The 12,450-nt window shown below is 67.6% G+C and carries 10 protein-coding genes; 5 read left to right on the forward strand and 5 right to left on the reverse strand.

Features of this window, described 5'->3' with window-relative positions:
• From ACSZL9_RS11465 to ACSZL9_RS11480, 4 genes are all read left to right on the forward strand, one after another.
• Complete coding sequence (locus tag ACSZL9_RS11465) at positions 1 to 1,314, forward strand: hemolysin family protein (protein ID WP_446665625.1); 1,314 nt, start codon at positions 1 to 3, stop codon at positions 1,312 to 1,314.
• A gap of 29 nt (positions 1,315 to 1,343) precedes the next feature.
• On the forward strand, positions 1,344 to 2,255 hold the full coding sequence (gene era / locus ACSZL9_RS11470; protein WP_446665626.1) for a GTPase Era: 912 nt from the start codon (positions 1,344 to 1,346) through the stop codon (positions 2,253 to 2,255).
• A 9-nt stretch (positions 2,256 to 2,264) separates the two neighbouring features.
• Entirely contained in the window at positions 2,265 to 3,965 is a 1,701-nt protein-coding gene (locus tag ACSZL9_RS11475; RefSeq protein ID WP_446665627.1) for a hypothetical protein, read from the forward strand.
• Between the two features lie 74 nt (positions 3,966 to 4,039).
• Positions 4,040 to 4,786, forward strand: coding sequence for a class I SAM-dependent methyltransferase (locus ACSZL9_RS11480; RefSeq protein ID WP_446665628.1), 747 nt, complete (start codon positions 4,040 to 4,042; stop codon positions 4,784 to 4,786).
• An 11-nt stretch (positions 4,787 to 4,797) separates the two neighbouring features.
• Here the strand turns inward: ACSZL9_RS11480 and ACSZL9_RS11485 are convergent, their stop codons facing one another.
• The 5 genes from ACSZL9_RS11485 to ACSZL9_RS11505 all read right to left on the reverse strand — a co-directional run bounded on the left by ACSZL9_RS11485 (position 4,798) and on the right by ACSZL9_RS11505 (position 10,200).
• Entirely contained in the window at positions 4,798 to 5,949 is a 1,152-nt protein-coding gene (locus ACSZL9_RS11485) for a M4 family metallopeptidase (RefSeq protein WP_446665629.1), read from the reverse strand.
• Positions 5,950 to 5,999: 50 nt separating this feature from the next.
• The gene (locus ACSZL9_RS11490; protein WP_446665630.1) at positions 6,000 to 7,409 is read right to left on the reverse strand and encodes an FtsX-like permease family protein; all 1,410 of its coding nucleotides are present in this window, start codon (positions 7,407 to 7,409) and stop codon (positions 6,000 to 6,002) included.
• A complete protein-coding gene (locus ACSZL9_RS11495) occupies positions 7,406 to 8,173 on the reverse strand; it encodes an ABC transporter ATP-binding protein (RefSeq protein ID WP_446665631.1) in 768 nt (255 codons plus the stop codon). Before ACSZL9_RS11495 ends, ACSZL9_RS11490 begins: the two co-directional genes overlap by 4 nt.
• 189 nt (positions 8,174 to 8,362) lie before the next feature.
• Positions 8,363 to 8,992 (reverse strand): response regulator, encoded by a 630-nt coding sequence (locus tag ACSZL9_RS11500; protein ID WP_446665798.1) that lies wholly within the window; start codon positions 8,990 to 8,992, stop codon positions 8,363 to 8,365.
• A gap of 23 nt (positions 8,993 to 9,015) precedes the next feature.
• Entirely contained in the window at positions 9,016 to 10,200 is a 1,185-nt protein-coding gene (locus ACSZL9_RS11505; protein ID WP_446665632.1) for a sensor histidine kinase, read from the reverse strand.
• 477 nt (positions 10,201 to 10,677) lie between these two features.
• Between ACSZL9_RS11505 and leuA the strand changes: the two genes are divergently transcribed.
• The gene (gene leuA / locus ACSZL9_RS11510) at positions 10,678 to 12,426 is read left to right on the forward strand and encodes a 2-isopropylmalate synthase (protein WP_446665633.1); all 1,749 of its coding nucleotides are present in this window, start codon (positions 10,678 to 10,680) and stop codon (positions 12,424 to 12,426) included.
• The last annotated feature ends 24 nt before the right edge of the window (positions 12,427 to 12,450 follow it).

The raw sequence follows: 12,450 nt of genomic DNA on the forward strand, positions 1-12,450 counted from the left end.
ATGGTTCCGTTACTCATCGCGGCACTCGTGTCGGTCGTGCTCGGCTTCGGCTTCGCCGCGGTCGACGCTGCCATGGCGCGGATCGGGCGCCATACCGCCGAAGATCTGGTGGAGCAGCAGCGCCGCGGATCGGATGCGCTCGACAAGCTGGTCGCCGACCCTTCGGCGGTCGCCATGGTGCTCACCTTCCTGCGGGTCGCCACAGAGGTCACCGCAGCTGTGCTCGTCACGCTCGCTGTGCGTGAGGCGATCGACAATTTCTGGGTCGCCCTGCTCATCGCAATTGCGGTGATGGCGATCGTCTCCTTCGTGCTCGTCGGTGTCTCACCACGCACTCTGGGGCGCCAGCACGCGATCTCTGTCGCACTGGGCACGGCGCCCATCGTCCTGTGGCTGCACCGCATCCTCGGCCCGATCGCCCGGGCCTTGGTCGCTGTCGGCAACGCGGTGACTCCCGGCCACGGTTACCGCGACGGGCCGTTCGACACCGAGGAGGAGCTGCGCGAATACGTCGACCTGGCAACGGATTCGGAGCTCATCGAGGACGACGAGCGCAAGATGATCCAGTCCGTCTTCGACCTCGACGAGACCGTCGTGCGCGAGCTGATGGTCCCGCGCCCCGACATGATCACCATCGACGCATCCAAGACGCTCGGCCAGGCGATGCGGTTGTTCATGCGGTCCGGTTTCTCCCGGATACCGGTCGCGGACGGCAACCCGGACGCCATCGACGGTGTCCTCTACTTCAAGGACGTCGCCGCGCGGGTCTTCCGCCGCGATGAGTTGCTCGACCAACCGGTGACGTCGGTGATGCGTGACGTGACCTTCGTGCCCGACAGCAAGCCGGCCGACGATCTGCTCCGCGAGATGCAGCTGGTTCGCCGGCACTTCGCGATCGTGATCGACGAGTATGGCGGCACCGCGGGCCTGGTCACGCTCGAGGACATCATCGAGGAGGTCGTCGGTGAGATCGACGACGAATTCGACCGTGTCACACCGGGTCCCGAGGATCTGCCGGACGGCAGGGTGCGTGTGCCGGCCCGTATGTCGGTCGACGACCTTGCCGACTACTTCGACGTCACGATCGACGAGGACGACGTCGAGACAGTGGGTGGCCTGCTGGGCAAGCTCGTCGGGCGCGTGCCGATCCCCGGTGCAGCCGCGGACGTCGCGGGACTGCGACTGACCGCGGAGCGACTGGCCGGTCGCCGCCACCAGATCGCGACGGTGGTGGTCCACCGGGCCGAGGTCGCCGACGACGTCCCCGATGCAGGGGTGGTCGTGGACGAGCCTGTCGCCATACAGCAGGATTGAGGTTCGTCGTGTCGGTGGAGGAAGCAGCAATGAGTGACTATCGAGCAGGGTTCGCATGTCTCGTCGGCCGACCCAACGCGGGCAAGTCGACGCTGACCAACGCGCTCGTGGGCCAGAAGGTCGCGATCACGTCGAGCAAGCCACAGACCACGCGGCACACGATCCGCGGCATCGCCACGACCGACGAGGGCCAGCTGATCCTGGTCGACACCCCCGGGCTGCACAAGCCCCGCACCCTCCTCGGGCAACGGCTCAACGATGTCGTGCGCGAGACGCTGATGGACGTCGACGTGATCGGCTTCTGCCTGCCGTGCGACCAGCGGATCGGACCGGGCGACCAGTTCATCGCCGCCGAGCTGGCCGAGCTGCGGCGCGGCCGCAAGCGCCCGGTCATCGCCCTGGCGACCAAGTCCGACACCGTCGACCGTGACCGGCTTGCCCAGCACCTCGTGGCGATCGAGCAGTTGGGGGACTGGCAGGAGATCGTGCCGTGCTCGGCCACCGGCGGCGAGCAGGTCGACACCGTGCTCGAGGTGTTGATGAAACATCTCCCCGAGTCGCCCAAGCTCTACCCGGACGACGTGCTGACCGACGAGCCCGACGACGTGATGGTCGCGGAGCTGGTGCGCGAGGCCGCCCTGGAGGGAGTGCGTGACGAGCTGCCACACAGCATCGCCGTGGTGGTTGAGGAGATGGTGCCGCGGGAGGGCCGCCCTGCCGACCGCCCGCTGATGGACGTGCGGGTCAACATCTTTGTCGAGCGCTCCAGCCAGAAGGCGATCATCATCGGCCGCGGCGGCTCACGGCTGCGCGATGTCGGCACGCGCTCCCGACAGGCGATCGAGGAGCTCCTCGGTCAGAAGGTCTTTCTCGATCTGCACGTCAAGATCGCCAAGGATTGGCAGCGCGACCCCAACCAGCTGTCGAAACTCGGCTTCTGACCCCTGCCCATGCGTCGAGCGACCGGGCGGGCGTCGACGCCGGTCCGTGGGCATCTTGCTCGTGCTAGCTGGTGGCTGCCGTATGCCGCTGTCGTCGCGCCGATCGTGTTGGCGGTGGTGGTGGTCCACGCCCGCGGCTGGTGGCCGACGAACGACGACGCGTTCACCGCGATGGCGATGCGGGACACCTGGACCGGGCACCCGCGCGTCATGGGCCCGTGGTCGAGCACCCTCGGGTTCATCGGCGTCTACCCGCACCATCCCGGGCCCGCGCTCTACTACGTGACGTCCGTCGGTGCGCTGCCGTTCGGCTTCAGCGCGCTCGGCATTCTCGTCGGGGTGGGGCTGATCAACGTCTTGTCCGTGGTCGAGACCGTGCGCTCAGGGCGTCGTCTCGGTGGTCTGCCGGGGATGCTGGCGGCGGCATTCGCGGTGCTGATCACCGCCCTGCACATCGGCGTCGGTCTGTTGTTCCGGCCGTTCAACCCGTTCCCGCCGTTGCTGATGATCTTGCTGATGCTTTGCGTGGCAACCGAATTCGTCGCCGGCCGGCGTCAGAGGTGGCCGGTCTTCGCGCTCGCAGCGACCGTTGCCGTGCAGTCACACATCTCCTATGCCTACCTAGTCGGTGGACTCACCGTGATGCTGCTCGTGGTGGGGACGATCGCCTGGCATCGCGAACGCGACGCATGGTGGCCGCTGCGCGGGTGGCGCAGAGAGGGTGTCGCCCGGTGGCGACTCAGCTGGCCGATGCGACTGTGTCTGCTGCTGGCCGTGCTGCTGTGGGTGCCGGTCCTCATCGAGCTGCTGACCTACGACCCCAACAACTTCACCAGCGTGCTGGAGCAGATGCGGATCAAGGCCGCGCCCGACGTGCTCGCGCCGCCGGTGGATCGCTGGGAGACCATCGCGCAGGGGATGGTGCCGGTGGTCGGCGCCCGCACCGCAGAGGTGCTCGCGGCGGTGACCGTCGTGTCGCTGCTGTTGGTCGCATCCGGAAGGGCCCGGCTGCGGGTCACGCGGGTGTTGACGATGGCGGCACGGGTCGGCCTGGCCGGGGTCGCCCTCTTCGTCATACAGATCCTGATGGTGCCGCATACCGCCTATTTCGCCGAGCCGTGGATGGTGGCCTCCGGCGCGCCGGTCACCGCGTTCGCGTGGGTCGTGCTCATTGCGTATGGCGCGGGTCTGGTGCGCTCGCAGGTGCTGCCGCGACTCCCGGCGGTGCGCAAGCCGCTGGTCGCGGCGGTCGCTGTGGCAGCAGCATGCGCACTGCTGGCGATGAACGTCCGCCTCGTGGCCGACGCGACCGAAGTGTCGGCAGGGGAGATCGCCGTGGGCCGGGACGTGCTCGCCGCCGAGGCACACCTCGCCGACTCGATGCGGCAGTGGCCCGGTGACGACGGGGAGCTGCGCCCGGTCGCCGTGCACGGCAGCGGCCTCGGCCCCGTCTTCGAGATCTCCCCGTTGCTCGGCATGGCACTGCGCAACGACGGTTTCGAGGTCTATCTCCCGGCCACGATCCAGCGGCACGACGACACCGCGTTCCGTCGCACCGACCGGGCACCCGCCGGTGCGGTGGAGGTGTTCGTGGTCTGGCTGAACGAACAGTCCGCGAAGGTGATCCTGCCGTCCACCGCGGTGACGATGGGCACCGTCCACCAGGGCGAGAACATCTTTCGGATCTATGCCGTGCCGCCGGACGACTGATAGCGAGACGGACCCGGGCCGCGGGGAGGGGTCGGCGGTGCACGCGCGGCGCCGATACAGCAGGATGGATCGATATGGCGCGCGATCGAGACAGTCTGGCCTGGGCCGAATTCGGCGACACGTTGCGGTTGCCAGTGGACCCGGACAACGACTACATCCACGGAATCCCCTGGGACTCAGCGAAATTCGATGCTGCGTGGCCGCTGTTGGACATCGGCTCGGGGAGCGGACTGACCACGGTGACCCTCGCGGAGCGCTTTCCGGACACCGAGATCCTGGCGATCGAGCCGGATCCTGCAATGCGCTCGCTTCTCATGCTGCGCGTCGCCGAGCGGGATGACATCCGACCGCGGACGACAGTCCTGCCCGAGACGATCAAGGACGCCTGGCTACCGGCAAAGTGCGGTGGCGCCCTGTTGCTCAACGTCATCTACTTCCTGGGGAGCCGGTCGCGCGAGGAGTTCTGGCACCGGATGGCTGAGGTGCTGGTGCCCGGTGCGCCGATCCTGGTGAGCCGCTCCTACGGCGGGAAGCTGTCGGAGGTGGTGGAGCGCAAGCTGGTCAACTCCGCACGGATGGGACGACACGAATATCAGCGGTGGTACGAATCCCGCCCGGTCGGCGACGGCCAGGTGGAGATCGTCAACACCTACCGGGTGCTGCGGGACGGTGAGCAGGTGCGTGAGGTGGTCACCACCGTCGATCCCGTGGGTCTGGACGAGGAACGTGTGCTCAGCGAGGTTCCCATCGGGCACTTCGGCATCGAGGAACTCGACGACCGCTATCTCGCGATCCGGCGACTGCCCGACATCAAGCGCTGAGCGCCGGCGTCCTACGCGCCCAGCACCTGCACGTCGATCCAGGCCTGCTGCACGGCCTGCTCCTGGCTTCCGCCGGCCCCGAAGAGTGTCCCGGCAGTCTTGATGGTCGCCTCCGCAAAGCCTTGGAAATCAACGTCTTTCGGAAGGTTGGCACCGGTGAGCACGGCGTACCAGATGCGTCCGGCGCCCTCCCAGCTGTTGCCGCCGATGCCGGTGGCCGCGAGGTAGAACGCGTGGTTGGGGATGCCTGAGTTGATGTGCACCCCGCCGTTGTCGTGCTCCTCGTCGTGCGGCAGGTCCTGGTAGTCGGCCATCGTGGCCGGCTGCGGGTCCTTGCCCAAGTGCGGGTCGTCATAGGCGGTGCCGGGTGCCTTCATCGAGCGCAGCGCAACGCCATGAACCTTGGCGGTGAAGAGCCCCGCGCCGATCAACCAGTCGGCGTCGGCCGCCGTCTTGCCGTTGACACGCTGCTTGACCATCGAGCCGAAGCAGTCCGAGATCGACTCGTTGAGCGCGCCGGACTGCCCGACATAGGTGAGCCCCGCGGTGTATTGCGTGACACCGTGGGTCAACTCGTGCCCGATGACGTCGACCGAGTCGGTGAACGAGCGGAAGTAGACGCCGTCACCGTCCCCGAAGACCATTTGCTCGCCATCCCAGTAGGCGTTGTCGTAGTTGCGGTCGTAGTGCACCGACGCGATCAGCGGCAGCCCCTTGCCGTCGAGCGAGTTGCGGTCGTAGACATCGGCATACAGCGCGAAGGTGTCGCCGAGCCCGTCATATGCCTCGTTGACCGACTCGTCGTCGCTGGTCGGGTCACCCTCGCCACGGCGCTTCGTGCCGGGCAGGTCGGTTGTGTGGCCGGCGTCGTAGATCGTCCGGTCGGGGTGGAACGGCTCGGACGGATCCGCCTGGCGCCGCTGGGCGTTCGCGGGCAACTCGTAGTCACCCCCCTGCTCCGCCTGATCGCGCAGCTGCGAAGGAATGAGCCCGACCGCGCCGTTGCCACCACGGGACGAAGCCTGCGCGCTGCGAACAGCCCGCTGCCCCGAGTGCCGCAGGCTGAGCTCGAGCGTGTGCCTCGCAGCGCGTGCGGCGTCCGGCTCACCGGCCTCCGCGAGTCGGCGGAGCAGGTGAGGCGGGACGATCTGGCAGCTGTTCATGTCTTCCATGGTGGACCCGATCCCTGACAACCCGGTTGTATGCCGCCCCGTCAGGCGTCCACCCGAAGCGCGGTGACCGGTGAGGTGGCGATCGCCCGGCGGGCCGGCGGCTGTGATGCCACCAGGATCAGCGCGACAGAGGCCAGCACGATCGCGACCAGGACCAGCCAGGGCAGACCCCAGACGAAGCCGTCGGTCTCCACACCCACGAGTGCCTGCGCACTCGCCGACCCGTAGAGCAGCCCGACCCCGATCCCCGCGGAGGTCGCTGCGGCGGACATCGCCACCGACTCCTGGGTGATCATCCGACGCACCTGGGAGCCGGTGAAACCCAGTGCTCGCAGCAGGCCCAACTCACGGCGTCGCTGGATCACGGTGAGTGACATCGTGCTGACGAACCCGACCGCGGCGATGAGTGAAGACACCACACCGACAGTGATCGTCACGGTGGAGGCGATCGACAGCATGGAGTGCGCCACGTCGCGCTGGTGTGCGCTCAGGTCCTGCCACGAGTCGACCGCGCCCTGCAGCGCGGACGTGCCGGAGGCGATCGTGGTGACGAGTGTGACGCCGACGAAGAGCCCCAGCGTGGACTGCGTCGTCCGGGACGGATCGGCGACCGCGTTGCGGCGGGCGATAGTGCTGGCGGCGTCCCGCCCGAGCAGCTGCCCGAGCCGGCCGACGGCCCACGGCAGGACCGACCGGGCACCGAGGAGAAGCCCGGTCGAGGTGGTGCAGGCCGCGACGAAAACGGTGAAAAAGCCTGAGGCGCCGCCGCGTTCGCCGAGCTCCATGGCCAGCGCGAACAACCCGAGGCCGACCACGATCAGCAGCATCGAGCACACCGACCGCAGTCGGGACAGTGCTCGGGTGTCCTGCCGGGCGCCCGCGGTGCCGGCCATCGCCTGGGCGGGCGACACCTCCAGCACCCGGCGCGAACCGATCCAGCCCGCGATCGCCGAAACCGCGGTGATCGCGACGACCGCCACGAGCACTCCGGGGGTGAACCACGGATAGTGCACGTCACCGGGCAGGTGCCCCTGGTGCACGAGCACGACCCGGACGAGGTCGGTGGCCAGGGTCGCCGAGACAGCCCCGATCAGGCTGCCGGCAAAGCAGATTCGCGCGGTGCTGCGACCCACGGAGCGTCGCAGGTCCGAGCTCTTCGCACCGAGCAGCCGCAATGTCGCGATGTGCTGCAGGCGTCCGGCGATGACCGTCGTGACGCCTGCCGAGATGACGACGGCAGCGACATACAGCGCCATACCGATGAAGACCGTGGCGACCACGGCGAGCAGGATTTTGACGGCACCGCCGGTGCCCTCGTTGACGGCCGAGATCAGGCTGCTGCAGGTCAGCAGCGCGCCGGCATACGCACCGGAGAGTCCGGCGACCAGGGCCACGGTGCCGAGTTCGCGTGGGGAGCCGAGGACGAGGTCGCGTCGCATCGTGGTGCTCATGCTGGCACGCCTTCGGCGGTCAGGAGCAGGTGCGAGATCTGCTGCGGGCTGAGCCGACCGTGGTCGGCAACGATGCGGCCGTCGGCCAGCACCAACACCCGGTCGGCGTATGACGCAGCGATCGGGTCGTGACTGACCATCGCGATCGTCTGGCCGTATTCCGTTGCGGCAGAACGCATCAGACGCAACACCTCGGTCGAGGTGCGGGTGTCGAGATTGCCGGTCGGCTCGTCCGCGAAGACGATCGCGGGACGTGCAGCCAGGGCCCGGGCGATCGCGACCCGCTGTTGTTGGCCGCCGGAGAGCTCGGCCGGCTTGTGCGCGACCCGCTCGGTCAGACCCAGGACCTGGACGAGGTGGTCGATCCACTGCTGCTCGTCCCTGGTCACGCGGTGGCCGGCGAGCTGGAACGGCAGCACGATGTTCTCGGCCACGGTCAGCGTGGGGACCAGGTTGAAGGACTGGAAGACGAATCCGACCCGGCCGCGCCGGAGCATGGTGCGCGCCGTGTCGTCCATCGTGTGCAGCGGCTGCCCTGCCAGGAAGACACCGCCCTCGGTGATGTCGTCCAGGCCCGCCGCGACGTTCATGAAGGTCGACTTGCCGGACCCGGACGGCCCCATGATCGCAGTGAATTCGCCCTGTCGGATGTCGATGTCGATGCCGTCGAGGGCGCGCACCGTGCCGGAGCCTGTGCCGTAGTGCTTGCTCGCGCCGCGGAAGGCGACGACGGCCTGGTCGGGTGTGATCGGTGTTGTGGACATGTCATCCAGCGTCGCCCGCGGAGGAGCACCGGCGCATCGGGCGCAGGAGCGAATTCGACTACACCGCAGGGTGTATGCGGCGATGCCGTCGGTCGAGTAGCACGTGAGGGACGAGCGTGCGTATCGAGACCACGGCTCGCTGGTCTCGATACGGCCTCGGCTAGCGCCTCGCCCTACTCGACCGGCGATTCACAACAGACCGTGCTCGTAGCAGTAGACGACGACCTGCACGCGATCACGCAACTGCAACTTGGTGAGGATCCGGGACATGTGTGTCTTCACCGTTGCTTCGGAAAGGTATTCGGCGGAGGCGATTTCGGCGTTCGACAGGCCTTCTGCGGCGCGCAGCAGGATCTCCCGCTCGCGGGTGGTCAGCTGGTCGAACTCGGCCCCCGGAGGTGAGGTCCGCTTGGCACGCACTCGTTCGAAGAGCGCCTTGGTGGCACTTGCTGCGACCACCTGACTGCCGGCCGCCACGCTTCGTATGGCGCCCAGCAGGAACTCCGGCTGAGCATCCTTCAGCAGGAACCCGGACGCCCCCGCCTCAATGGCGTCGGCGACGGCAGCGTCGAGGTCGAAAGTGGTCAGCACCAACACTTTCGGACCGTCGTCGCCGAACTCGGCACACAGCGACCGGGTCGCGGTGACGCCGTCGACGGTCGGCATACGCACGTCCATCAGCACCACGTCGGGGGTTGTGCGGCGGACGAGGTCGACGGCCTCGGAGCCGTCGGCGGCTTCGCCCACCACGGTCAGGTCGGGCTGGCTGTCGATGACCAGGCCGAGGCCACTGCGGAACAGTGCCTGGTCGTCGATCATGGCTACCCGGATCGGCTGGCTGGTCACGTGGTTGCTGACTCCTGTTCTGGATTGGCTTCGCTGCGTTGCGGATTGGGGATCACGGCCGTGACGACCCAGTCGGCGCCGTCCCGCTGGGACTCGAGATGGCCGCCGGCGATGGCGGCCCGCTCCATCATGCCGACGATCCCGTGGCCGGTGCCGTCGCCGGGTGTGCCGATGGTGTTGGTGACGCGTAGTCGGTAGCCGTCGGTCCAGTCCTGTGTCACGTGCACCGGCCGGTCGAGGTCTCCGTGTTTGAGGGCGTTGGTGAGCGCCTCGCTCAGCAGTCGATAGGCGGTCAGTGCGATGAGGGAGGACTGCGGTGGTTCGCCGACACGATCGTCGCGAATGTCCATGCCGGTCAACCGCATTCGTTGCAGCAGGCGATCATGCTGCTCGTAGCCGGGTGTCGATTGCTCGGCATCGTTGTCGCGCAGTTCGGCGAGGATGGTCCGCAAGTCGGCGATGGTGGAGCGTGCGGTCTCGGCGATGACCTCGAGCGCCTGCTCAGTGGCATCGGGGTTGTTGCGCAGGCTGTAGCGCGCGCCGTCGGCCTGTGCCGCGACGACCGCCCAGGAGTGGGCGACGATGTCGTGCATGTCTGCCGCCACTCGCGTCCGCTGCAGTTCGTGCTCGTAGCTCTCGGCCAGGCGACGTTGTTCGACCCTTTCCAGCTCGGACTGGAATGCCTGTCGGCGTTGTAGTCGCAGGTAGCCGCCGACCCATCCGCCGAAGCAGACCAGTGCCGCCATTGCGGTGATCGCCACCCCGGCGAAGGCCCGCCGTTCGAGGCTTTCACCACTCTCGGCCAGGAGCGGCACCCAGATCAGCAGCGCACCGCACCCGAGCGCGGCGGCAATCAGACCGAATCGACGCACCGGCGCGCGTGTGTGGGCGCCCAGGACGTAGAACACCGCGGCGTACGCAACGTCCGCGACGGCGAGGCCGAGATACCAGTCCGGTCGCGCGAATTGCACTGCCGCTGCTGCCAGTCCGAAGGCAACCATCAGCGGGACGCTGATGCGCCGCACGCAGAGGGCGACGGCGAGCAGGAGGACGACGACGACCTGTCCCCACCCGACGGTGGAATAGAGCAGCCCGATCAGCACAGCGAACGCGGTGCCGCCGACGACGTCGAAGACCACCTGACGGCGCGTCGGGCGGTTCTGCTCCCAGATGCGCTGCATGCCACCCAGTGTGACCGACCCCGCCAGTCGCGTGCATCGGCCGCAGGATGTATGTCGAGGTGGTTGAGCCAAGGTCAAGGTGGTTGGGCCGAGATCAAAGTGGTTGAGCCGAGGTCACGGTGGTTGAGCTTGTCGAAACCATGACCTCGACAGGCTCGGCCACCTCGAAACCAGGCTCCGAGATGGTTGAGCTTGTCGAAACCCTGACCTCGACAGGCTCGGCCACCTTGGAACCAGGCTCGGCCACCTTGGAACCAGGCTCGGCCTTCTCGGGAACAGGGCGCACGCATCGCGTCCACGACCTGGACGTGACGTCCGTCTCGTGGACATCGCTCGCGGACGTGCCGTAACATCCGAGACGTGCGTGCGGCATACGACCTTCTTCTTGGCTGCCGCGGCGAGGCCTGATTCGGCCGTCCTCGCCGCGGAGTGCTTGCTGCCCGGGCCGAAGCCCAGCACCCACCCAGAAGGCGAGTCATGAAGCACCCTCAGCAGCCGTCCACGATGCCGGTAGGCAAGTACATCCCGTTCCACGAGCAGATCAAGGTCGACCTGCCGGAGCGGCAGTGGCCGAGCAAGATCATCACCAAGGCGCCGCGGTGGTGCGCCGTCGACCTGCGGGACGGCAACCAGGCGCTCATCGACCCGATGAACTCCGAGCGCAAGAAGCGCATGTTCGACCTGTTGGTCGGCATGGGTTACAAGGAGATCGAGGTCGGTTTCCCCAGCGCCAGCCAGACCGACTACGACTTCGTCCGCGAGCTGATCGAGGGCGGGCACATCCCCGACGACGTCACCATCCAGGTGCTCACCCAGTGCCGTGACCAGCTGATCGAGCGCACCTTCGACGCCATCCGCGGTGCCAAGCAGGCGATCGTGCACTTCTACAACTCCACGAGCGTGCTGCAGCGACGGGTGGTCTTCGGACTCGACCAGGACGGCATCGTCGACATCGCCGTGCAGGCCGCCCGGCTGGTCAAGAAGCTCGAGGAGACAGTCCCGGACACCGACGTCTACTACGAATACTCGCCGGAGTCCTACACCGGCACCGAGTTGGCTTTCGCCGCGCGGATCTGCAACGAGGTCATCGACGTCATCGACCCGACGCCGGACCACAAGATGATCGTCAACCTGCCGGCGACCGTCGAGATGGCCACCCCGAACGTTTACGCAGACTCCATCGAGTGGATGTCGGCGCACCTGTCCCACCGCGAGTCGGTGATGTTGAGCCTGCACCCGCACAACGACCGCGGAACCGGTGTGGCCGCAGCCGAACTCGGCTACCAGGCCGGCGCCGACCGGATCGAGGGCTGCCTCTTCGGCAACGGTGAGCGCACCGGCAACGTCGACCTGGTCACGCTGGGCCTGAACCTCTTCAGCCAGGGCATCGACCCGCAGATCGACTTCTCGAACATCGACCAGATTCGTCGCACCGTCGAGCACTGCAACCAGTTGCCGGTGCACGAGCGTCACCCGTATGGCGGAGACCTGGTCTTCACCGCGTTCTCCGGCTCGCACCAGGACGCCATCAACAAGGGCTTCGCCGACATGCACCGGCAGGAACGCGAGACCGGCAAGGCGATCGATGAGCTGGTGTGGGGTGTGCCCTACCTGCCGATCGACCCGCACGACGTCGGCCGTTCCTACGAAGCGGTCGTCCGGGTCAACAGCCAGTCGGGCAAGGGCGGCGTCGCCTACCTGCTCAAGACCGAGCACCAGCTGGACCTGCCGCGGCGCCTACAGATCGAGTTCAGCGGGGTTGTGCAGCAGCACACCGACACCACCGGCGGCGAGGTCACTGCCGAGGCCTTGTGGCAGGCGTTCCGGGACGAATACCTGCCGAGCACAGGGGAGGGCGAGTCCGCGTGGGGCCGGTTCCGTCCGATCACCCACACCCTGCAGAGCGGCGCCGAGGGCAAGGACCACATCAGCGCCACGATGACCGATCACGGCAAGGAGATCACCGTCGAGGGTGAGGGCAACGGCCCGATCGACGCCTTCGTCAACGCGCTGGCGCCGATCGGTGTGGATGTCCGGGTGCTCGACTACGCCGAGCACACCCTGTCGACCGGTGGCGACGCGAGCGCCGCGGCATACCTCGAGTGCGCGATCGGTGACCGGGTGATCTGGGGTGTCGGCGTGCACAGCTCGATCGTGAAGGCCTCGCTCACCGCGATCCTGTCCGCGGTCAACCGAGCCGAGCGCGACGCGGAGCTGGCTGAGTAACTGACATCGGGCCGGTTGACGCTC

It is taken from the genome of Flexivirga sp. B27, assembly GCF_052905685.1.

Excerpts from the sequence above, each read along its gene's own strand:
- leuA (WP_446665633.1), top strand. The coding sequence starts at position 10,678 with ATGAAGCACCCTCAGCAGCCGTCCACGATGCCGGTAGGCAAGTACATC.
- ACSZL9_RS11495 (WP_446665631.1), bottom strand. The coding sequence starts at position 8,173 with ATGTCCACAACACCGATCACACCCGACCAGGCCGTCGTCGCCTTCCGC.
- ACSZL9_RS11480 (WP_446665628.1), top strand. The coding sequence starts at position 4,040 with ATGGCGCGCGATCGAGACAGTCTGGCCTGGGCCGAATTCGGCGACACG.
- ACSZL9_RS11465 (WP_446665625.1), top strand. The coding sequence starts at position 1 with ATGGTTCCGTTACTCATCGCGGCACTCGTGTCGGTCGTGCTCGGCTTC.
- ACSZL9_RS11500 (WP_446665798.1), bottom strand. The coding sequence starts at position 8,992 with ATGATCGACGACCAGGCACTGTTCCGCAGTGGCCTCGGCCTGGTCATC.
- ACSZL9_RS11475 (WP_446665627.1), top strand. The coding sequence starts at position 2,265 with ATGCGTCGAGCGACCGGGCGGGCGTCGACGCCGGTCCGTGGGCATCTT.
- ACSZL9_RS11505 (WP_446665632.1), bottom strand. The coding sequence starts at position 10,200 with ATGCAGCGCATCTGGGAGCAGAACCGCCCGACGCGCCGTCAGGTGGTC.
- ACSZL9_RS11490 (WP_446665630.1), bottom strand. The coding sequence starts at position 7,409 with ATGAGCACCACGATGCGACGCGACCTCGTCCTCGGCTCCCCACGCGAA.
- ACSZL9_RS11485 (WP_446665629.1), bottom strand. The coding sequence starts at position 5,949 with ATGAACAGCTGCCAGATCGTCCCGCCTCACCTGCTCCGCCGACTCGCG.
- era (WP_446665626.1), top strand. The coding sequence starts at position 1,344 with ATGAGTGACTATCGAGCAGGGTTCGCATGTCTCGTCGGCCGACCCAAC.